Genomic DNA, 23,960 nt, shown 5'->3' with positions numbered 1-23,960 from the left:
ACATATTAATAATATAAAATTATTATTTTATCTTCATACTAGAATATCCAAAATCTATTTTCTTATATGCTTATAAAATAAAAAATCATCATAAGATGACTTTTCTCAAAATTCCATTTTCTAAATCATGAATATTATACAAAGTATTCAATACATCAAAGGTCTCCTTAAGATTATGTTTAGCACTTCGCCAACCATAACCATCAGTGACCCATATAAATGTTACTCCTTCAATCTTATCAATTTCTTGGGTGATATTTTTATAACTTCTTGCTGTTTCATTTAGCTTGCTTCCACCAGCTTTATAAAAATTCGTTTCAAAAACATAAATTTGATTCTCTGTTTTTACAACAAAATCAAACCTTTTAGTAACATCTCCAGCATTTGTAAGTAGTGATAAATCAATATTCCATTTCTTTTCAATATCTTTCGTGTACATTTCTTTATAATATTCAACATTCAGCGCTTGAATATATCTTTCTAATAAATTTTCCATCAAATGTCCACCACGATTTTTTCTTCCATTTGAATCTAATCCAACCTCTATACCTAAAACATAATCCACTAAATTATTAATAATATGATTAACTATTAACTCTTTTAATCCAGTTTCTTTTAAAAATTCAAGATACAGATCAATATCATTATGAGATAATTTTTTGTATTTATATAACATAAAATCATATTTAATATTTTTATAGTTTGTTTGCACTTCTATCTCATATTGTCTGACAGCCAACAATATAGGAATGCATTTTAATGTTTGAGGATATTTCTGACATATAGATCTAAATTCATCATCAAAATCTTTTGATCCTATTAATGAATTTAAAATATTTAATTCAACTTTAATATCATTTATATTTTCATATACCTTTTCAAAGTCAACATAATATTTATAATCAGATATTGAACTTCTTAAAGTTGATAGCCATTCCTCAAAGTTTCTCTCCATAATTAACATCCTCTATTCTCTTTAAACCTATTTCATAAAATTCCTTTTCTTTTTCTATTCCTATAAATCTTCTCTTTAACTTCTTACATACAACGCCAGTTGTAAAACTACCCGCCATAAAGTCACAGACAACGTCATTTTCATTTGTACTGGCTAAAATAATTTTTTCTAATAAATATTCAGGCTTCTGTGTTGGATGCTTTCCATATTTCTTTTCCTTTTGTGGTGTTAATGACCCTATAAACACATCCTTCATTTGTTTACCTTCATTCAATTCTTTCATCAGCTTATAATTAAAAGTATGCTTAGCTTTTTTAATATTCTTTTTAGCCCATAATATTGTTTCAGTTGAATGAGTAAAACAACGACATGCTAAATTTGGTGGTGGATTTGTTTTCATCCAAGTCACATTATTAATAATCTTAAATCCTAATTCTTCTAACAAATACCCAATAATATAAATATTGTGATATGTACCTGATATCCAAATTGTTCCTGTATCTTTTAATATCCTTTTTGCTTCAATTAACCATTTTCTATTAAATTCTACTTTTTCTTCAAAATTAAAATTTTCGTCCCATTTTCCTTTATTCACAGATACTTGTTTACCACCAGAACAAGATATCCCACCATTAGATAAAAAATAAGGTGGATCAAGAAATATCATATCTACTGATTTTTCTTCTAAATGAGGTAATACTTCAAAAGCATCTCCATTAATCAATTGAATATCATTATTTGAATCATAGTTAGTAATAATAACCTCTTCTCCTGTTCTATTTTTAGCATCCGAATTAATATTTCTTTTAACATTAACAACCTTAATATGAAAATCTTTATACAGTTCTCTTATAAGTTCTGTATTATGATTTGTAAGCATGCAATAAACACCTTTTTTAGATAACTCTTTATAAAGATTAGCTAATCTAATATGTTCTTCTTTTGTGAATCCTTCTTTAGTATATGATTCAAAAGATGTATCATTTAAAAGATCATATGGACTATCAAAGAATACAAAATCCCCTTTTTCACAATTTCTACAAACATTTTCAAAATCAGTACACAAAATATCTACATTTTGTAAATATTCTGATATTTGATCTATATCTTCTTTTTTATAAGAATTACCCGATTTTTTATTATTAAATGGTACATTAAACAAACCTTTAGAATTAACTCTATATAATCCATTAAAACAATGCTTATTCAAATAAATAAACATTGCTGCTAAAGAAATGTTTTTCTGTTGATTCATTATCATTTCGTTATATAAATCTCTTGTATGATAATAAAATTCCTTGGGACTCTTTTCATGTTCTAAATCTAAATTATCCAACTCTTTTAAAAGTTCATCTTTTTGATTTTTTATGCATTCATATGTAAAAATAAGTTCTTGATTTATATCATTAATGGTTGCATTGTTAAACGCAAAATTTAAAAGTACTGCTCCACCACCAACAAAAGGTTCATAATAACGATTAATATTTTCAGGTAACATTTTTTCTATTTCATTTAATAGCTGTGTTTTTCCACCAGCCCATTTTACAAAAGGTTTCATATTCACTCCTTTTCCCTTAGTAATGAACTAAGAGATCTTTTTTTATCAAGACTATTTTAACAGTTTTCAAATAAATATTCTATCATTTTGTTATCTTAATATTTGGAGGTAGCAAAATGATAAGAAAAAAGAAATATAAGTTTAATAATATTTTAGATGAATGGTTAAAAATCCAAAAATATCATGTTAAGGAATCAACATATGCGACTTATTATAGTCATATAAATAATCATATCAAGCCTTATTTTCAATCATATTATTTGAAAGATATAAATCAGGATATGATTCAAGTATTTGTTGTTGAAAAGCTAAACAATGGGCGAATTAAGGATTTAAGTGGTTTATCAATAAAGACAGTCAAAGAATTAGTGAATGTTATAAAACTTTGCTTAAAATATTGTATGGAAAAAGGATATATTGATAACTTAAATTTAAATATTAAATATCCTTATAGAATTAAGAAAATGAATATACTTGATCAAAATGAATATCGTATTTTGGTAGACTATCTTAAAAATAATCCTAATCATTTTCATATAGGAATTTTATTCATATTATGTACAGGTGTAAGAATTGGTGAAATATGTGCTTTGAAAAACAATGATATTGACTTAGTAAATAAAGAAATTCATATTGATAAAACACTTCAAAGAATAGCTGATATTGAAAATAAAAAAACGAAAATTATTATTAGTTCTACAAAAACAAAAAAATCAGCAAGGGTTATACCAATTCCTGATGTATTAATTCCTTATTTAATTATTGATGTTAGTGATAATTATTTTTTAACGCAATCATCAAAATATTACGAACCAAGAAGATTTAGATATAAATTTAAATCTTTGTTAAAAACATTAGATATAAGTGATGTAACAGTGCACTCGTTAAGACATTATTTTGCAACTCAATGTATTGAACTAGGTTTTGATTACAATTGTTTAAGTGAAATATTAGGGCATGCATCACCATCAACAACAATGAATTTATATGTTCATTGTCAAAATAAATACAAACAAGATTGTATGAACAGAATACATATTTAGTCCAAATCCGTTTTCAACGGATTTTTTCTTTTAGTTCATTACTAAGGGATCTTTTCGTTGACTTCAATATTTGTTTCAATATCACATTCTTCAGGATAAAGCACTAGTTCTCCTGAACTATATTTTGATTGTATTAACTGTTTTGCCTGTTCTTCATTTTCAGCTTCAATATTAATACTTTTCCTCATTATTTCTTGAATTGTTATTGTATATTCTTTCATTTCATCACCATGATTATCATTGATCAATTTCATTACTTAGTCAAGATAATTCAATATTATTTTAAACGTTTATATTTACCCGAAGACATAAATTCAATATAACTTTTATCTCTTAGTTTTTGTAAATTTTGTCGAATTTTTGATTCAATATGTTTGTTATTAGGATATAACTTTTGTAATCGTTCTTTATAATTATATATATCTGATAATTCAAATTCACAACCAGGTATATTTCTTATAATATCCCAGATTTCTTTTTCAAATGAATTTAAATCTTGATACGAATTATTTTTATTAGAGATATATATCAGTGTAGACTCTTCTACGTTTAAATTATTTATAAAATCATTACTTTTTTTAGCATTATAAAAATCATACTTTTTTTGATTAAAGAAAAGATTACCAATAATTTTATCTTTAATTATAGAAAACCTATTATTTAAAAAAGAAAAGTATTCTTTCTTTAAATCACTAAAATCTAAGTACTCTCTATTCGTCCATTCTAAGTCTTTTTTCGTCGTAAAAGAAAAACGTGCTTCAATCTCATTTATTGAAATATCCTTTTCTTTTAATTTTTTCAGATAATTATCGTCTTCATACAAAGTTTTATCTTTCTTCTTTCTGTTAACTTCCTCTCTCAGCAAACAAATATTAGCAAATGAACTAATTGGCAATCCATTTTGCTGTTCACCTGTTGTTATGTTTTTTATTAGCATTTTTAACTTTCCTTTTGGAACAAGATGTTCTATATCATAAGTAATATCATCATTTTGTTCAAATGCTGAAAAAGAATGACTATAAATAACACTTAGTAATAACTTATCAGCAGATTTAGGATTAGCTACTTTTCTATATTCCTTTCGTGAATTAATTTCATCAAACCAATGATCAAGTTCATTATTCATCTTTTCTGAAGTTATGACTTCAGTGTAATAATTTTTATCTAAAGCTACAATATTCAAATTATGATCACCACTGCCTCTCCAATTATCGTTTAAAATATCTATTAAATATTTTTTAAAAGCATTTTCTTTGAATTCTTTTCGGTAGGTTGTATAATCTTTATTCGAATCTTCTAATTTAATACTTCTACCAACTATCTCATTTGTTTTATCATCATATACATATGTAGCATAACGACAGTTAAAATAGTTAGCTATTACAGAACATATTTGAAATTCAGAATGATAAATGGATTTTGAATCATTGCGTTTATTTAATTTAAATTCTAGATAAGGTTTAAATGATTTATATACATTTTCTATTGAACTTATAATATTTATTAGAAATTTATTAAATTCATCATCAGAAGGAAAAAGAGTTTGTATAATTTTTGGGAGATTCGCTAATTTACTGTTTTTATTCCCGACACAAGCATTAACTAGATTAAAACCGCAACTCTCAATATCCTCGTCCTTTTTTGATGGAGAAAACAAATAAGGATAATGATGAGAAATAAGTTTTCCAAATCCAAACAATATCTGAAAAAAATTTAATTTTCTTGTATCATGAATATTTTGAATATCATATCCTTCAATAGAAAAATTATTATTGATAATATTTTTATAAAAACTATCAACATATGGAATTATTTCTGATAATTCCGGTTTTATAATTTTATACTCATATAATGTCCAAGTTGCGGATAATATTTGATATTTTGATAATGGAGTCCCCCTAGAATTAATTCTATTAAAAACTTCAGGCAAATTATCTGGATCGCCCTCATAAACAATTGCAGGTATTTCTATATCGATTAATTCTTCACACTCACTTCTAAATATATTAAATTCTTTCTTTAATATTTTAGCTATTTCAAGAATTGTATCTGAATTACATGAAAAATGTTCCTTTGTTAAATATTCAGCACATTCTATATCACTTAGATTTTTAACATCTTCTAGAGTTTTGCTACTCTTAATAACCCAATCATGTATATATTTATTTAAATTCTGTTTTATCAATTCTTTGTTTCCAGTGACATTAAGCACATCATATATACCTTCCAATATTTGGGAAGATATTTTATATTGCTTAAAATATTTTCCTGGATAATAAATATATTCGTATATTGTAGATACTCTTTGTAATCCGTCAATCAATTGATAATCATTATCAGTTTTCTTATACAATAAAATCGATCCAAACGGATATCCACTTTTAATAGAGTCCATCAGTTTTTCTTTTTGGCTTTCTTTCCATACTTGTCCTCTTTGATACTGTGGAACTTTGATAATACCCTCTTTAATTTCTTTTGCTATTTCTATTGCCTTATAATCTTTGCTTATCCAATTCTTTGACATTTAACAAACACCTCTTTACATAATTAGATCATATTTGATGATCTTCGTAAAGATCTTTTAAATATCTTGGATAAATTCACTATATAAACATAAACTAATAAAAATGCTAACTTTGTAGTCAGCACTAATATAAAGAGATTTTTTTATTATTTATAAATATTAATATCATACAAGTTCACCATCAAAATAATCAACATCTAATTGTTTGATTTCATATGTTTTTACAACACTGACTCCTAAGTTATATTTAATCATCAAATCAGTTAACATTTTTCCATCAACCAAAATTAATTTCACTTGAAGTTGTTTTTGAGCATAGTCAATAGCTTCTCTTGTAAATGTTGATGTCGTGATAAATAAGCCTTTTGTACCACCTTGACCAGCAACTGCACCATAAAATTTTTGAATTTCTGGTCTTCCTATAGCACTTCTATTCCATCTCTTTGCCTGAACATAGATATTACTAAATCCAAACTTATCTTCTTTGATGATTCCATCTATACCTTCATCTCCACAATAATCTGTCGAAATAATAGATTCCTCATCATATGCATATCCCATCTTATCTAACAAATCTAAGACAAGTTTTTCAAAAAAGATAGGTTCTTTGGAAAGAATCATATCTAATAATTCATCACTTAATCGAGAAGAAATCATTTTAATAGACTGATCAATATTTTCTAAAGGTGTAGGTTTTTTGTTTTCATCTTTTTTATCATCATTTTCATTATGACGATTCACAAAATCTCTAACACCTTCATATTGCATTAAAAACTCATCATCTATATGAACTTGTGATGCCAATACTTTTTCTCCCTGAGGTGTAATCTGATAAACACCTCTTTCAACAGATCTAACTAACCCTGCTTTTGTGAGATAAGTTTTTGTCCATCCTATACGTTGATAAATAATTGTTTTATTACTATTTTCAAGTGTTTGTCTTCTTTCTTCTTCAGATAAATTGAGTACATCTGAAACTTCTTGAACAATATCACGTACTCTTAATTTCTGATGCTTGTTCAATACATTCAAGACTTCATTATACATTTCATTATACTGTGGTATCATATTAATCCTCCTTGTACTTTTCATCACAAAATATTATAACATATAGTTCTTCTATTATTATCAACTTTCAGCAACTTTTCTTATATAAAAAGAAACCATAAAAATGATTTCTCTACTCATTATTTTTCATAATGTTTTTTCGCGATTTCTTTTAATTCTTCAGAAGTCATTGTTTTTGTTTCTTGTCCTGTACATAATGCTTCAAAATTATGATAAATATGTTTGCTTATAATTTCTTGTGCAGGTTTCGCAATCAATGCTCCTAGTGCTTTCGCAATAAAATGAACACCTGTATTAATTTGAACTTCAATATCCAACTGTACTTCCTGATCGTCTAATGGTATAAGTGTCAAATAAATAAAATCATGTTCATGCTTTTTTTGACTTGTACCTTCTATAACGACCTTCTTTTCTGCTTCATCGAAAGATGCTGTATAAACTGTGACAGAGCCAGATTCCTCATTATGTGCTTCCCACTGTGTATCGAAGATAACTTTTACAGTACTTCCTAGCTCAACATCTAATTGACTTGTTTTATGTAAGGCTTCCCAGGCAACATCCATTGAAAAATGGAACTTCTTTGAACTACTTAACTTCATAATATTCCTCTCTTTGCTATTATTTAGCATAAAGGAAAAACCGAGATATCAAAATCATTTCTTGATTTTCTATCTAATCTATTTTTTTAAGATTCAATGCTTCAATAAACAATGTGACACCATCAACCAATAAGTAAAAAGCAATGATGTAATTAATTGCTAAAGCAGCAGTCACTGGCAAAATAAAGAAAATAATGGCAACAATAATCATGACAATACCACTAAATTTATATGGTTTTGTATCCATAATTCTAAAATATTTTAACCTTTGTGCAAAAGCAATCTTTTCTGCACCATAAAACAATAAAATGAATGCAAGTATATATGTTAATGTCACTGCTGTTAACATAGACGGCATTATCATAATGAGTATACCAAATAAAATATGAATCATGCCATAAACAACATCAAATGGATTTTTAAAAAAACTGATACTCAAATGATAATTGATAAGAGAATATATTCCATATCCAATCATCACAATACCTGCTATAATCTTGATAATATCATATATCTGAGAAGGGAAAAATAAACAGACAATACCAGCTAAAATCATGAGAATACTTAGCACAATATAAATAGTTTTCCATTTTTTTATTTTCTCATTCCAGTTATATTTAAATTCATCTATAAAATCAAAATCCCACATCATATAAATAACCTCCTTACAATTATTATTCTAATCCCTCATTGTGAAGATTAAATAAACAATTTTAAGGTTTTGTCTATGAAAGTATTATTTTATCTTATAAATGCTATGATCTGCGTCTTCAAAGGTATCATAATAACTTTGTAAGACTTTCTTAAAATGAGCATCTCTTTGATGACATCTTCTGATTTCATCCTTTAAAATGACATTGACATCATACATTTCTAACATGCCTTCTATGTTATGAACGTTTCTCTTTTTCGCATATTCTACAAGTGATTCTATGATCCCTAAGACTTTTTCCTGATACTGTTTTTTAGGAACATTATCAAGATCATCTATTCTATTCATAATGAAATAAGGATCACATAGTGTTTCAACATCATAGTTCTTTTCAATAATTTTACGAATCAACCATGTTAAAGCATCAGAACTTAAAAATCCTTTTTTATTTTCCAAACGATCCCATAGTTCTAAATCTCTTTCATAAAAATAATCATCTACATCTTTACTATTATAGTATTCCTGATACTTATCAAGAATCTCCTGTTCACTTAAAATAATCCCATGTTTCGATAGTTCAAGTATTAAATCATCAATAGAAATATTTTCATAATAAGTCATTGTTTCCTTTAAACTTTCAAAAGCTTTTTGTATTTTTAACAACATTTCTAATTGTTTATTTGATTTCTTCATAGTTTACCCCATTCCTTCAGTTATTGATATATTATAACAAAATTTTGATTAAATCATATCACCTTTAAAGAAATAAATCGTTTTATTATTCATTCTACACTTTTATTTGAAAACTATTTTTCCATCTTTTATAATTTATATATAAAAATAAGAGGTGATAAAATCATGATTATCTTTTTAACAAGTAGTCCTACTGGTCCATTAGATGGTAGTAGAAAAGTAGACGGTTTAGATAAGAAAAATCATTTTGTTGATGAATTAAAAAAATATTGGAAAAACAATAGTCGTTGTTGCATGATTGCAGCAAATCCAGATGCTTATAAACAAAATGATGACATGTGTGATTTCTTTAGAGAAACTTTTTTGAAAGAACATTTTTCTATTCAATGTTTTGATCTGATTGATAGAAGATATAGTGACTTTACAAAAGATGAGCTTCAAAAATATGATGTTATATTATTAGGTGGCGGTCATGTTCCTACTCAAAATCAATTTTTTAAAGATATTCAACTGCGAGAAAAAATCAAAGATTTTGATGGAATTATCATTGGTATTAGTGCTGGTAGTATGAATAGTGCAGATATTGTTTATTGTCAGCCTGAAGAAGATGGCGAAGCTATAAATCCAGAGTTTCAAAGATGGATAAGTGGTTTAAATCTTACAAAAACGAATATCATCCCTCATTATCAAATGGTTAAAGATAGATACTTAGATGGTATGAGATTATATGAAGATATCACTTATAAAGATAGCATTGATCATCCATTCATCGTATTGGTTGATGGAAGTTATTTACTCATTGATAAACACGAAACAATATATGGTGAAAGCTATCTCATTGTTGATGAACATATTCAACTTATATGTCATGAAGATGAAACAAAACGTATAGATGAAATAGAGTTATAGCAATTATGATATAACTTTATTTTTATAAAAATACAATAATTATACGTTTAAAGTACGTTTAAAGTGATTGAAATATTTTAATTGATTTTAATACAAACTATCAATATTCGTGTATAATAGACAATGGACAACTTATGGGAGGATTATAGACATGATATTAGAACAAATTCATCCAGATATACTGGAAATGGCAAAAGAATCAGATAGTATCTTAAGTGATATTTATAAAAAAATAGATGAAATAGCTTTAACAAACTCTAATCGTATTTTATCAGCATTTATAGAAAATAGAGTTTCTTATTCTGATTTTGCAGATATTAACGGATATGGAAATTATGATGAAGGAAGAGATAAATTAGAAAAAATCTTTGCGACTGTTCTTGGATGTAAAGATGCTTTAGTTCGTCCTCAAATTATGAGTGGAACAAATGCATTATATTTAACGCTTTCTGCTTTATTAAAACATGGCGATACAATGATTTCTTTATCTGGAGCTCCTTATGACTCTTTACAAGAAATGATTGGTTTGAGTGGAAATTCTACACAATCATTAAAAGCTAATGGTGTCAAATATGAACAGATTGAATTACTCAATGATGATTTTGATAATGAGAAAATTGTAGAGAGATTAAAACAGAATAATGTCAAACTTGTTGAAATTCAAAGATCTAGAGGATATTCACATCGTCAATCTCTTTCTATTTCAAAGATTGAACGTATAATTTCAAAGATTCGTGAAGTAAATAAAGATGTTATTATTATGATTGATAACTGCTATGGTGAGTTAGTAGAAGACAAAGAACCTGGTCATGTAGGAGCTGATGTGGTTGTAGGATCTTTAATGAAAAACCTCGGTGGTGGAATTGCACCTACTGGTGGATATATAGCAGGAAATCAGGAACTTATTCATATGGTTGCTGAACGTTTGACTGCTCCTGGTATTGGAAAAGATTTAGGTGCTAATTTCAACTTAAACAATACTTTCTTTAAAGGTTTATTTATGGCTCCTAATGCTGTCAAAAACGCTTTAAAAACAGCTGTATTTTCTGCGTATATGTTAGAAAAATTAGGATATTCTAATGTATCTCCTCGTTATGATGAGCCACGCACAGATATCATTCAAACTTTAGAACTCAAAACAAGAGATAATTTAGTGAACTTTACACAAGGGATTCAACAGACAAGCCCTATTGATTCATTTGTTCAAGTTTTACCTGCCCCTATGCCAGGTTATCCTTTTGATGAAGTCATGGCAGCAGGTAGCTTTACACAAGGAAGCACCATTGAATTAAGTGCTGATGCCCCTGTTATTGAACCTTATACACTTTACATACAAGGTGGATTAACATTTGAATATGGAAAATTGTCTATTTTACTAGCGTTATCAAATATGAAAGGGAAGTTGGATTAACAACTTCCCTTTTGTCCACCATCAATACGTATAACAGTATTATTAATAAAATTAGCTTCATCGCTTATTAAGAATTTCACTAAATAAGCCACTTCTTGAGGATCACCATATCGATTGACCATAATTTTTTCAACTTCTTCTTTTAAAAACTCTTCATCATATCCGTCCAACTCATTTTCTGTTCCTATAAAACCTGGAGCAATACAATTGACATTGACATATGGAGCAAACTCAAAAGCAAGATTATGTGTCATGGAAATTAATGCTGCTTTAGAAGCATCATAATCTATACACATAGGATAATATGTATTGATACCATTAGTTGAAGAAATATTAATAATTCTGCCATATTCCTGATCTAACATATGTCGATAAACACGTTTACTGCAATTAAATGCACCTACAACATTGACATCTAAAGTCTTTCTAAATTCTTCAGCATTTTTCAAATGAAAAAGGTTAGATAAATCAACAGCAGCATTATTAACTAAAATATCAACACCACCTAGTTCTAATTCAATAGAAGATATCATCTGATCAACTTCATCTTCCTTAGAAACATCACATTGGATAGCCATACATCGTACACCATAATTGTCTATAATCATATCTTTTAATGCATGAGCTTCTTTTTTGGATGTGAGATAATTAATCACAATATCATAACCTTGTTTTCCAAGTTCCAAAGCAGTGGCTTTTCCAATGCCTTGTGCTCCACCGGTAATTAATACAACTTTATTCATCTTTGAAAAAAAGAGCTTGATTAAGCTCTTCCTGCATACTTACCATCTGCTGTAAAGACAACAATTTTTTCTCCAGGTTCAATGAACTGAGGAACACGTAATGATAATCCTGTATCAGTTACAGCATCTTTTGTTTGGTTAGATGGTGCTCCTTTAATAGCTGGATCTGTTTCTACAACTGTTAATTCTACTTTTTCTGGTACAGATACTGATAATAAATCACCTTCAAAGAACATTAATGAAACTTCTGAACCTTCAATAATATAATATTGAGTATCTCCAACTTGATCATTAGCCAATTCATATGTTTCATATGTTTCCATATCCATAAAATAGAATGTTGATCCATCTTTATATGAATATTGTGCTGTTTTTCTTGAAATATTAGCTTGATCAAATTTTGTATTTGCATTAAAGTTTCTTTCTTGAATTGCATTTGTTTTTAAGTTTCTCATTTTTGTTTTCAAGATAGCTGCACCTTTTCCTGGTTTTACATGTTGAAAGTCTAATACCTGACAAGGATCACCATCAACGATTAAAGTTAATCCTGTTCTAAAATCTCCTGCTGATATAGCCATATTTTTCACTCCTTATATTTTTTAAGATTTTCTTTCATGCTTATTTTACCAATTTTATAAACAATCTACAAGACTCATGCAGATATTTGAGTCTGTTTTTCTTGTGAATGGGACTGAATATACTTACTCCACTTGATATAACCATATGTTGTATTTGTAAAGTAACCTAATTTTAGAACTAATAAAACATATTGTCCAGAAATCACATTAATAACAGCTTCAAGAAATGCACAAATATACCATGCAATCCATTGTTCCCTTAATCTAAAGAAAATAAACAATCCATTGGCAATGCCTACAGCTGATGCACAGGCATCAATATATATAATGGCTGTTTCTAATAATTGGTTATTATAAAAATCTGTTGAGATATCTAAACCACTAATAAAATATCCTACAACAATTGTCCAAACCACAATACCTACAATGACTAAAACTTCTTGATATCCTTTAAGTTTTCTGACAACTGTCAGTTCACTTTCTTCTTCATCTTTATGTCTTGACCAGTTAATATAACTAATAATATCAATTGGTAACCAGAATAGTAATGTTGTGACCATTGTCGCAAAACGATACATTAAGACAACGCACATTGCAATTTCTACGATTTCTACGAATACAGAAACAAGGAAATTATATCTTGATTGCTTAGAAATAAGTAACTCACAAAGAATATTCAGGAATGTATCTAGTAGATAAAGCAACATGATGATAATTCCATTGACACCATTTGCACTTTCTTCTGGAAAAATAACAGAAATAATCGTAGCCAATACCATGATTGATAAAAACCATGATTTTTCATATGTTGTAAACTGTTTTGCAAATAATGTCATAATCAAAACAGATATTATCAAAATAAATGAAGCAATTCCAAAGTTAAACACAGGTGCCAATTCATTCGCTTTGACTTGTCCATATGTATGTTGTATTTCCTGATCATTTATATTTTGATGATCAAAATAGAGCTTTGTTCCATTATCTGTTTCATACTCATATGCTGTAATACTATCATCATCTAATTGAACATAATCTTCATACGAATAAGAAACAACTAATTGCTTATCCCCACTTATATATGTGACATCACAAACAGTATTATCCTCACTATAATCTTCTAGTTCCCTATCTCTAGTCATTTCTATACTTTGGATAAACTTTGCATCATTGACATTGGCATTCACCTGGAACATACCATATCCAATAGATACAATAGAAGCAACACATAATAAAATAGAAATAATAACTTCTGCAATACGTAACCCTTTTCTAGATTCCATATTGGCTTTAAAAAACTTTATCATATCAAACCTTCTCCCCTATCATTTGCATTTATAACATGCTTTCCTATTATAAACTATTTTGGTTGAATATGATATATTTTATTTTGAAATTTTATTGTTTAAATAGATTCTTAATTTATTGACTTTCCTCTATACTGATTTTTATCTCAGTAATAATATCTCTGTTAATTTGATTCGTTTTTAAATCATACAACCATGGTACAGTTATCAACTGATTACCAAAAATCTTTTCTTTTCTATAATTTTGACTAAAAACATTGATAACAAAAACTTTTCTAGCACCTACTTCTTTTGCTTTAGAAAGTGTCTTTTTTACTTCCTTACTCTCATCAATCAAAAAGCTTTCATCCCAATTTTTAAAATCAAAATAAATATCATTGCAACAATAATCAAATCGTTCAAAGTAATCAGGGTTATCAATTGCACATAGCTCTATTCCATAACATGACAACAAATATTTCCCGATAGCTTCGCCTAAAGCGCCTTTATAAATATGGTGATATAAATTTGATGATAAAATATATGGATTCTTTTCAAAATTAATAGCATAACCATTTACTAAAAAATATTCTTTTAATCCTTTTATATTTTTTATTGCCTTTTCAAGTCCACAATGTTCAGAGGACATTTTATACTCCAGTTCAGTTATATCAGTTGACACTTTTTTTGTTATGTTATAACTATATTTATTAATATTATCTTCAAATAAAAAATAATAATTTAACAAATCAGAATCAACTGTATCATCACATGTTGGATATTTTAGTACAAATTCTCTTAAATATTGCCACTCTTGTATTTTATCAATCGTCCATCTACGGAAGTGTGATAGTATACTCCAAATATATCTATTTGCCTGTCGATTAATTATTTTCAATTTCGTATAAGATAATATGTCTGAATCTATATCTTCTTCATGTATATGTTTTAATATTTTATTCAATTCGTAATTTGTATTTTTATTTTCTAAAACATCTAGAATTGGATATAAATAATTTAAAATACTTTTATCAATATATATGTCGATTATTTTATTTTTATTTTCAGTCCTACATATTCTACCTAATGCTTGTGATAATACTTTTGCAGCACCTATACATATCATTTCATATTGATAATATGAAGATAATTTATAACTTTTTTCATAATTAAGTAGTGATCTTTTAAATAAATTAGAAATACTTTCTTTAAAATGGCGATATTGAATCTGTTTGCCAACCTTTAAATATTCTAATGCATATATCGCATATGCAAGTTGTTTATAATCAAAATAAGATTTTTCAAGAGATGGTATAATATTGGTAGGTTTAGATAAAAATATTCCATCATAGTCACGTTCCTCCCCAATCTTTATATGGGGACAATATTTTGAATTATCCTTAGTTACTTTATATTGCAAATTAATACCTGCTCCAACTGTATTATAATTTGTGATAATAAAGATTCTTTGACCTTTTTCCAAATATTCTGTTTATATATTTTCATAATTTTTATCAAAGTCTAAACTGTCTAATATTTTAAACTGAACATCATTAATCCCTGTTAATAAGAATTCAAATGAATCAATTATCCATTTCACAAAATTTTTTCGATTATTTAAATTAAATGTCAGAAAATAAATAAAGGATGATTTTTGATTATTTACAACGAAGTCATAAAATACAATATATAAATTAGCCATTGTTCTATATAGATATTTTTGATTACTTATAGCATTTTTATAATTATTAAGAATATCTTCTTTTTCATTGCCAAATATTTTTCTCCATACAACTTCAAAATAATCCTCATCTTCTCCACCATCAACAAAATGAATATTCATTTTCACATCTTTATATATTTCTTGATTTTGTTGATCATATACCTTTTCCATTTGTAACTGTTCTTGTTGATCAGGGAATAAATTTTCTATATTCAATTTTTGTTTTAAATATTTTAAATCATAATTAACTAAAGGCGATTCAAAAGAACTTGTCGCAGAAATACCAATAATATGATAATTTAAAGCAGTAGATGCAATTATCTTTTCAGGAGTTGTGTTATAACTATATAAATAACATTTTGATTCTAAGTTATGTTGAATATCATCTTTTACTTCCAAATAAGAAAAACCATTTTCATAGAAATTATATTTACCATTTCTTTTAACATTTTTATTTTCAATATCTTCAAATATATATTTTCTTAATTTAATGATATGTGTATAATTCTGTAATACTTGATTCACAATAAATCTTTTATTCTCTTCACCAATATTAAGAAAATCAATAATTGTATGACATCCGTCTTGATTAGCCAAATTACTTTCTAATTTTGGTTTGTTTTTGTTATAAAATTCCATATATCCGTTAATAATCAATACCATTTTTTCACAAAACTCATTAATACAATAGATAACGCTATGACATATTTGTTCAAGTTCAACATAATCATCTTTTATATCTTTTTTGTATACTTTAACAATGTAGTTATATCCTTCTTCTTGATCATGATATGTATAAAAAATTTTCTTATCTGTATCTTTACCAATTGTTAAAGTTTTGTCATCATTAAATATAAAATGTTTTGTAATAAGTGATTCATCTTTTATTTTAAAAGGAAAATTTAATAAAGACTGATACTTTTTATTTGTTTCTAGAAATAATTCTTTCAAATATTTTATTATCTTAGAAACTTCCTCATTTTCCCACACTTTTGAATATTCTTCTAAAATATTTTTTTCAAATGTATTCTGCAATATTCTAAAGAGTCTAAAACAATCTATTTTATAATTATTATTGGTGTTTTCAATGATTATATCTAGTAATACTTGCTTTGTTGTATCAAATTCATCAATAAACAAAATAGAATTATCAAATCGCTTATTATAAAGTAACATTGGATTTTCATAAATCATATCTATAGGTAAGAAAAATTTCTTAGTTGTTAATAAAACAATTTGCTTTTTATCTAACAATATTGACGGATATAAATCTGTTAACCATTTTAAATCTTGAATCTCTCTCTTCGTATATTTTTGTTGTTTTAAATATACCTTGATTTGTTTTCTAAATTCACGTTCAATACTTGTGAATTTATCATAAAACAATTGTTTAATTTGAGAATCTTTTTCATTTTCTAAATTAGTAATTAAGCTTTTTATTGTCATAATCAATTGATAGTTCATTTTTTTAAATTCTTCATCCATTATTTTATAGCTTGAATCAAAATACTTTTGAAAAGAATCATAATAAGAACTTAAGTACAACAATTGATCTTTTAATTCATTAGCATCTTTGTCATTTAAGCCTCTTGTCATTTTATCAACATCAGGTAATAATTTTATTTGGTTGGTAATAAAAAATATCTTTTTATATTTATAATTCTTTTGTATATATTTTATAGAATTATGTGTCTTTCCAAAACCCGTTGGAGCATCTAATAAAAATAATAGTTTTTCATTATCAGCGTGATTATTTATAATATCATATACTACATCTGTATTCATCATTCAACACCTACTCATAAAAAAACATCTTACAATCAGTTTATCAAATTCTACCCTTTATAACAATATTTTTAGCTGATATCTTATTTTATTTACAAAGATTATATAAGTTTATTTTTCAAATCAAGAAACAATACTTTTAACAGTAATTATGATTAAGCTAAAAATATTTAACTTGTAATCTAATGATTTGATATACATTTTATATTCGTTTCAGTCATTGAATACTTTGGATATCAAGGGCAAAACAATCAGAAGCATACATTAAAAAATTCAAAATATTATAAACCGAAACATCTTCATAAGTATTGAGGGAACATCAAGTATATAACTATTATTTATAAGAGCATCTTGAAGATCAACTAATATATCAATAGTGTATCAGGAAAATCTTCATCAACAATATCCATTATACAAATATCTGCTGTATAATCTATAGAACTGTTTGGACAATCAAGTCCTTAATAAAAAACTAACACATATTAAACTAATATAATATCAACATCGATATCAACGAATATAACTTTACCTTGTTTTATATGCTTTCTTATTTTTCATCTTCATTTATAGGATCATCCTTACAAAAATCTTTATCTCTTCAAACTATCCCCAATAAGGAATAAACAATTGATACATTATAGCTATCACAAGCGATAACCCTAATACAACAATAAATTCCTTTGTTTGTCTATACAAAACAACAACACCCACAACCCATGTTATCACTTTCATGATATAATAAACATAAAATCCCTGCGTTAAAGAAAACGCCTGTGCAAACAATACCCCAAGAATTCCACTCGATATAACGATTGCAATCATGCCTTCCCCTTTAGCAAACCAGCATATATAGGCCATAAAAATAGATAAAAATGATATAACAACCCATATCATCATATAACTTATTGGTAAAAACCCTACTATATAATAACAATATAAATAATAACCAGCTAACATACTTATAAAAAAACAAAATGTATGAATTGATGCTTTTAAAGGTGATGATGCTTGTACAGATATAACTGTTCCTAATAAAATCCATATAGATAGTCGTCCAAAATAATTAGAAATATCAAGTTGTTGTAGCCATAATGGAAATATTTGACTAGCTGACTCATCCAACCATTTTTGAACAACTCCCAAAATAAATCCAAAAAGTATTATTTCTATAATAACCATGACTTGTTTTTTTATTAATTCTTCTCTTTGAGGTACACGTATACTTTCAAAAAAATAACATTTTTTCCTCCAATAATGATTATTCATCACTAACAAAAGATATTTTCATTTTATAATTTATAAAATATATCAAATGACTTATGAAATACATAATAGCTGCAATAGTGATCCACCCAAATCCCATTTGATAGAATGGTAACTTCTGACATAATGAAGTGAACCAGGGAATAGATAATCCCGCCAAATCTAAAGCATTAATAATACTAATAATAGCTGTTCCAAAAATAACAAAAGGATAAACATACGGATTATTTTTCATTATTCCAAGAATGATTAAAACAATTGCTATTGGATAAATCGCATTTAAAACAGGAATAGAAATACTTAAAATTGTTGTTAAACCTAGATTACATACAAAAAAAGAAAACCCTATGATAAGATATACCCATGTACGATAACTTATTTTTTTAAATAATGTTGAAAAATATTGTGAGATAGAATTAATTAAACCAACACATGTTGTTAAACAAGCAAGTGTAAAAATAGCTGCCAGTAAATAACCACCTACTGGTCCAAACAATTGAGAAACTATGCATCTTAGTGTCCATGCTCCATTTTCTTGAATAGAATATATACCTGAACTGCACATTCCCATATATGAAAGCATGAGATAGACAAGCGCTAAAATACCACCAGCTATTATCCCAGATAAGATCGTATGTTTTAATAAATCATTTTTATCTTTTAAACCATAGCTTCTTAGTGTTGTTGCGATAACAAGGCCAAAATTGAGTGCAGCAATCGTATCCATTGTCTGATATCCTTCTACAAAACCCTTTAATAAAGGCAATTCCTGATATGCTGATGTAGCTTCAACAACACTTACATTTCCTTTAAACAAGAAAACAAAAAAGACAAGACATAATAAAATCAATAATGTTGGTGTTAAAAAATAACCTATACGTTCAACTAGTTTTCCCGGATTTAAACATAACCACAAAGCAATTAAAAAGAAAACAAATGAATAAATAACCATACATATTGTTAAATTTGAACCCTCTGGTAAATAAGGAGCAACAGCCATTTCAAATGGCACAGATGCAGCTCTAGGAATACCTAGTCCCGGTCCAATAGAAAGATAAATTAAAAATGTAAACACTAAAGAAAAAGTCTTACCTGCCTGTCTTGATAAACAATCTAAACCATCATATTTTGCTACAACCAAAACACCAAGAACTGGCAATAAAACAGCAGTAACTAAAAATCCCAGGATGGCTAATGGAGTATGATTTCCTGCATTCTGTCCTAGAAATGGTGGAAAAATCAAATTTCCTGCACCAAAGAAAAGGGAAAACAGCATAAAACTAATAACCACCATTTTTTCTTTACTTAATTTCATTACAAACAAACCTCCTTAAAATCCATCACATTATACACATCAATAAAATGGGAGGGGAATAAAAACTATCTTATTCTCTCTCCAACAATTCATAGTCAGTGAATTTTATTATACCAACGATTTATCAAAAACACTAGAACAAATATCTATTTCCTATTTTTTCATTTAAAAAGCAATATTACAATAACACAATATTACAATAACATATAACCTTGTCAACATTTAAAAAATGCTTATAGACAAAGTTATAAACATTTTGATTCCTATTTCTTAAATTATTTTCTATATATCTAAAAATATGACTACTTACTCTTTCTCAATTAGATCATCATTTATCATCATAAAATATACAAATAACGATTTATATATTTCTAAACATTTGCAATACAGATAATCCATATATCTCAGATAATAAAAGCATAAAATTTTTTATCTATATTTGAAATACGTAATTGTTTTAGATTTATATCTTCCTTATCTATATTTTGAATAAATTGAGATAAATCATTTTTAATCATATCAGGAATTTCAATTTTATTATCTAGCACTAATAACATTGATAATCTTATAATATCATTTTTATGTTTCTTAATATCACGACTATCAACATGATTTCCTCGCTCCTTACGTTCCTTTAAATCCAATCAAGCTTTTGCTTTAAAAGGAATCATATGTTCAACATCTCATATTGATATACCATCAATGATATGTATTCCTTTTGTTACAAAGTTATAATAATCATCGAATATTCAGATGATTTTGCTTTATAGAAACGATAAAATTAAGTTTTACTTGTGCCTTTATGAATATGCTCATACTGAGCTTCACTAACATATTTCCAAAATACTTTTGCAAATTCTTTCGATAATGCTTCTATGATGAGAACCATATCAATATCTTTAGTCGCACGGAAATCTAAATCTTTTTCTGACATCAATAATTCACAAGCTGTCCCTTAGATAATGAATTATTCTCTTTCAAAACCTTTGAAATATTTCTTAAATGATTCAATACCAATCATTATAGGTCTCCTCTCTTACAAAAATGTATCCTTAAGGAATTGTTCTAATTCCTTATCAAGTCTTTCATCCTGACCATTTAAAAAAGAAGTCATTAAAGATATTTTATCAATATGTTTTTTATCTTCACTAAATAGTAGTGGATCATATTTCCAGATCTGTACTTCTATTTGCTGCTCTTTATCAAACAATTCTTTTTGGGTATGAAGATCTTTACTATTTGCTTTATCAATCGCATATATTTCTATTTGAGGTGGATTCATAAAACTATATTGACTTAAAGCAGATTCGCCTGCTAAAACCATATCTTGGGTTCGTTGATCTTTCATCATATAGAATTGACTTTTTACAGGTGATTGAAGATAAGGTCTCATTTTTTTAAATAGTTCATCTTTACTCAATGATGTTGTCAAATAAATTTTACGACCAACTTTATGTTCTTTAAAAAATGTTGTTGCAACTAACTGTCGATATGAACGAGTAAATGTCATATAAGAAACATCAAGCAGCTCTAAAGCATCATTAATAAAATATTGATTTTCATTTTGATATAAAATCCAAACAAATAAAAATTGAGCTGAAAGTGTTAATTTTTCCACATTTATGTTCTGCTTAAATTTTTGGTTTGTTAGAAAAGTTGTCATAAAAGGCAAAAATACCATTTTGTCTTTTAATATAAAGGGAATATTATTTTGAAGAAGATTTTGTTTTCTAAAATATGATATTTCATTTAAATTGATATAAATTGGTAAATCTTCTATAGCTTGAATGCTTGCTATCTGTTTTTTTAAAGAAGATAATGGTGGAAGTACATCATAAGGCGTCAATGACAAACAATAAATTCCATTTATTGAAGCTTTTTGAATAAAAAAATGATTACTAATATACAAAGGCACTTTCTTCACTTTATCCCATGATTCTAATTCAATTTTTAATCCTAAGATATTTAATGCATTCATTATTCCACCTCCATATTAACATGATATATAATATATCAACATTTTAATTGTTAATATTCAATATATATTGTTAATATGAAATGATGTAATATACAAAATAATTTTTATAAAATCACTTAATCAATTTATATTTCTCAATTCTCTATTTTATATATCCTTAAAAATAAGAGGAACCTGTTATAGATTCCTCTATTTTGCATCCTTGAGCCATTTTTTATTTTACCGATGTGTCTTTGCTCTCACACATCATCAAGTTCTCGGTCATTTTTTATTTTACCGACGAGTCAGAACCGTCACTCGTCATCATAGGATGTCTTGAGGTTAAATACCTCATTATTAATAAATATTATACTTATTTAAATAATAAAATCTATAATTTCCAATACCAAATCAACCAAACAATTTTTCAAAAATGAAAATATTATTTTTGGAAATAAATTAATAAATGATTTATCTTCAAAGCAAAAAGGAATTCATTAACAATCACAAAAAATAATCATTTTAATTCATAGTTCATGTCTATTCTTACAATGACAGTTTTAAATAGAAATCATTGATTTTTTTTACATAAAACTAAATTTCAAACATAGTAATAGATGAAGTTACTTCAAATTCTCTAACTCCGTTATCGCATCTAAATAATCTCTTTCTACATCACTTAATGTTCTTGCTTTATATTTCTTATACTCTGTTTCAGCTTTTTCCATAGCTTGTTGGTGAGAAACCGAACCATTGCCAACTAATAATTGTTCTCCAGTGACCGTTAAAATATTATCTAGGTGTTTGACCCAATCTTCCATTGTCATCACTTGTTCACGCTGTGCTTGTCTTTCTGCAAAATCAAGATATCCTGATACAAGTTGCCCCATTGCCTTTAACTCTTTTTCATTGAGATAATTCTTTGCAATTTTTGCCTCTCTTAGTGTTGGTTGATTACCTGCAAAAGTAGTCAAACCCATAAATTCCTTTTCAGCATCTACTCTATGATAAATAACTTCAGCTGCAGTCTCTCCATGAATAGCATAATGAATCTTATTTTGTACTTTTTTAAAGAATTGGATAGAAACATCAGCTGTTGGATCATAATCAATACTTGTAGCATATATTTCAAGTATCTGTCTATAAAATACTTTTTCAGATACACGAATATCTCGAATTCTTTCAAGCAACTCTTTAAAGTATCCTCCTCCACCTAATTCTTTTAAACGATCATCATCAAGCACAAAACCTTTTTTCATATATTCTTTAATAAGATTAGTTGCCCATATTCTAAATTGAACTCCTCGTTTTGATTTTACACGATAGCCAACAGAGATAATTACGTCTAGATTATAGTAATCAACATGATATGTTTTTCCATCACTGGCAGTTGTTGCAAAATTTGCAACAACTGATCCTTTAATTAATTCACCTTCATCAAAAATATTTTTAATATGTCTAGATATAGTGGATTTATCCCTCTGAAATAATGATGACATTTGATCTAACGATAACCAAACTGTTTCATCATTAAAAGTTGTTTCTATTTTCACCAAACCATCTTCTGTTGTATAAATAATCATTTTTGAATTATTATCCATTCAGTAAGCCTCCTCCTTTTCTTTTATACTATTATATATTTTTTTATAATCATTTGTATCATTTTTCTTAACATTATTAAATTTACTTATTTTAGCTATGTAAGACTTTCCCTATAATAATAAAAAATCCCTTTACCTTTATTCTTAGTAAAGAGATTTTATTTACATTTATATGTTACCTGTTATCCATCAGATACTATTCTATCTATTAGTATTCACCGTGTTCTTCGGTATTATTAACTATATTTATTTAAGTTTAGTGTGGTTTCACACTTATGTTTACTTCAATTACATCATTTA

Annotated in this window: 22 protein-coding genes; 3 read left to right on the top strand and 19 right to left on the bottom strand. The window is 26.9% G+C overall.

What is annotated here, in order from left to right:
• Nucleotides 1-88 precede the first annotated feature (88 nt).
• Together B5G32_RS02505 and B5G32_RS02500 are read right to left on the bottom strand one after the other, a co-directional pair.
• Nucleotides 89-955, bottom strand: coding sequence for a type II restriction endonuclease (locus B5G32_RS02505; RefSeq protein WP_087935781.1), 867 nt, complete (start codon nt 953-955; stop codon nt 89-91).
• Complete coding sequence (locus B5G32_RS02500) at nt 939-2,513, bottom strand: Dam family site-specific DNA-(adenine-N6)-methyltransferase (protein WP_087935756.1); 1,575 nt, start codon at nt 2,511-2,513, stop codon at nt 939-941. The genes B5G32_RS02505 and B5G32_RS02500 overlap by 17 nt, the downstream gene beginning before the upstream one ends.
• 116 nt (nt 2,514-2,629) lie before the next feature.
• Between B5G32_RS02500 and B5G32_RS02495 the strand changes: the two genes are divergently transcribed.
• On the top strand, nt 2,630-3,556 hold the full coding sequence (locus B5G32_RS02495; protein WP_087935755.1) for a tyrosine-type recombinase/integrase: 927 nt from the start codon (nt 2,630-2,632) through the stop codon (nt 3,554-3,556).
• A 41-nt stretch (nt 3,557-3,597) separates the two neighbouring features.
• Here the strand turns inward: B5G32_RS02495 and B5G32_RS02490 are convergent, their stop codons facing one another.
• The 6 genes from B5G32_RS02490 to B5G32_RS02465 form a co-directional block, all read right to left on the bottom strand.
• Nucleotides 3,598-3,777, bottom strand: a complete 180-nt coding sequence (locus tag B5G32_RS02490; RefSeq protein WP_158093954.1) for a DpnD/PcfM family protein — start codon at nt 3,775-3,777, stop codon at nt 3,598-3,600.
• A 56-nt stretch (nt 3,778-3,833) separates the two neighbouring features.
• A complete protein-coding gene (locus tag B5G32_RS02485; protein WP_087935753.1) occupies nt 3,834-6,080 on the bottom strand; it encodes a GmrSD restriction endonuclease domain-containing protein in 2,247 nt (748 codons plus the stop codon).
• A 165-nt stretch (nt 6,081-6,245) separates the two neighbouring features.
• A complete protein-coding gene (locus tag B5G32_RS02480) occupies nt 6,246-7,148 on the bottom strand; it encodes a restriction endonuclease (protein ID WP_158093953.1) in 903 nt (300 codons plus the stop codon).
• Between the two features lie 119 nt (nt 7,149-7,267).
• On the bottom strand, nt 7,268-7,747 hold the full coding sequence (locus B5G32_RS02475) for a hypothetical protein (RefSeq protein WP_087935751.1): 480 nt from the start codon (nt 7,745-7,747) through the stop codon (nt 7,268-7,270).
• A 73-nt stretch (nt 7,748-7,820) separates the two neighbouring features.
• Nucleotides 7,821-8,399: an HdeD family acid-resistance protein gene (locus tag B5G32_RS02470; RefSeq protein ID WP_087935750.1), complete on the bottom strand. Its 579-nt coding sequence runs from the start codon at nt 8,397-8,399 to the stop codon at nt 7,821-7,823.
• An 84-nt stretch (nt 8,400-8,483) separates the two neighbouring features.
• Nucleotides 8,484-9,092: a hypothetical protein gene (locus B5G32_RS02465; RefSeq protein WP_087935749.1), complete on the bottom strand. Its 609-nt coding sequence runs from the start codon at nt 9,090-9,092 to the stop codon at nt 8,484-8,486.
• A 165-nt stretch (nt 9,093-9,257) separates the two neighbouring features.
• Here B5G32_RS02465 and B5G32_RS02460 point away from each other — a divergent pair, with 165 nt between their 5' ends.
• A complete protein-coding gene (locus tag B5G32_RS02460; protein WP_087935748.1) occupies nt 9,258-10,001 on the top strand; it encodes a Type 1 glutamine amidotransferase-like domain-containing protein in 744 nt (247 codons plus the stop codon).
• A 151-nt stretch (nt 10,002-10,152) separates the two neighbouring features.
• Nucleotides 10,153-11,412 (top strand): methionine gamma-lyase family protein, encoded by a 1,260-nt coding sequence (locus B5G32_RS02455; RefSeq protein ID WP_087935747.1) that lies wholly within the window; start codon nt 10,153-10,155, stop codon nt 11,410-11,412.
• Here the strand turns inward: B5G32_RS02455 and B5G32_RS02450 are convergent.
• From B5G32_RS02450 to B5G32_RS02400, 11 genes are all read right to left on the bottom strand, one after another.
• Nucleotides 11,409-12,155: an SDR family NAD(P)-dependent oxidoreductase gene (locus B5G32_RS02450; RefSeq protein ID WP_087935746.1), complete on the bottom strand. Its 747-nt coding sequence runs from the start codon at nt 12,153-12,155 to the stop codon at nt 11,409-11,411. The genes B5G32_RS02455 and B5G32_RS02450 overlap by 4 nt on opposite strands.
• Before the next feature lie 20 nt (nt 12,156-12,175).
• On the bottom strand, nt 12,176-12,733 hold the full coding sequence (efp, locus tag B5G32_RS02445; protein ID WP_087244004.1) for an elongation factor P: 558 nt from the start codon (nt 12,731-12,733) through the stop codon (nt 12,176-12,178).
• 74 nt (nt 12,734-12,807) lie between these two features.
• A complete protein-coding gene (gene pnuC / locus B5G32_RS02440) occupies nt 12,808-14,037 on the bottom strand; it encodes a nicotinamide riboside transporter PnuC (protein ID WP_087935745.1) in 1,230 nt (409 codons plus the stop codon).
• A 115-nt stretch (nt 14,038-14,152) separates the two neighbouring features.
• Nucleotides 14,153-15,499 carry a hypothetical protein gene (locus B5G32_RS02435; protein ID WP_087935744.1) on the bottom strand — a complete coding sequence of 449 codons (1,347 nt, stop codon included), beginning with the start codon at nt 15,497-15,499 and terminating at the stop codon, nt 14,153-14,155.
• Between the two features lie 9 nt (nt 15,500-15,508).
• Nucleotides 15,509-17,524, bottom strand: coding sequence for a hypothetical protein (locus B5G32_RS02430; RefSeq protein ID WP_087935743.1), 2,016 nt, complete (start codon nt 17,522-17,524; stop codon nt 15,509-15,511).
• Between the two features lie 603 nt (nt 17,525-18,127).
• Nucleotides 18,128-18,799: a hypothetical protein gene (locus B5G32_RS02425; RefSeq protein WP_204209600.1), complete on the bottom strand. Its 672-nt coding sequence runs from the start codon at nt 18,797-18,799 to the stop codon at nt 18,128-18,130.
• Nucleotides 18,783-20,102, bottom strand: coding sequence for a branched-chain amino acid transport system II carrier protein (gene brnQ, locus B5G32_RS02420; protein WP_087935742.1), 1,320 nt, complete (start codon nt 20,100-20,102; stop codon nt 18,783-18,785). The genes B5G32_RS02425 and brnQ overlap by 17 nt, the downstream gene beginning before the upstream one ends.
• Before the next feature lie 404 nt (nt 20,103-20,506).
• Nucleotides 20,507-20,746 carry a hypothetical protein gene (locus B5G32_RS02415; RefSeq protein ID WP_087935741.1) on the bottom strand — a complete coding sequence of 80 codons (240 nt, stop codon included), beginning with the start codon at nt 20,744-20,746 and terminating at the stop codon, nt 20,507-20,509.
• 137 nt (nt 20,747-20,883) lie between these two features.
• On the bottom strand, nt 20,884-21,036 hold the full coding sequence (locus B5G32_RS13905; protein ID WP_204209598.1) for a hypothetical protein: 153 nt from the start codon (nt 21,034-21,036) through the stop codon (nt 20,884-20,886).
• A gap of 102 nt (nt 21,037-21,138) precedes the next feature.
• A complete protein-coding gene (locus B5G32_RS02405; RefSeq protein WP_087935740.1) occupies nt 21,139-22,080 on the bottom strand; it encodes a hypothetical protein in 942 nt (313 codons plus the stop codon).
• Nucleotides 22,081-22,682: 602 nt separating this feature from the next.
• Nucleotides 22,683-23,660 (bottom strand): virulence RhuM family protein, encoded by a 978-nt coding sequence (locus tag B5G32_RS02400; RefSeq protein WP_087935739.1) that lies wholly within the window; start codon nt 23,658-23,660, stop codon nt 22,683-22,685.
• Between the last annotated feature and the right edge of the window lie 300 nt (nt 23,661-23,960).

Origin of the sequence: Massilimicrobiota sp. An80 (assembly GCF_002159255.1) — a bacterium.
In the GTDB taxonomy this organism is placed as follows: domain Bacteria; phylum Bacillota_I; class Bacilli_A; order Erysipelotrichales; family Coprobacillaceae; genus Allocoprobacillus; species Allocoprobacillus merdigallinarum.
The sequence above is the reverse complement of the archived record's forward strand: the minus strand, read 5'-3'. Positions and strand labels throughout refer to the sequence as shown.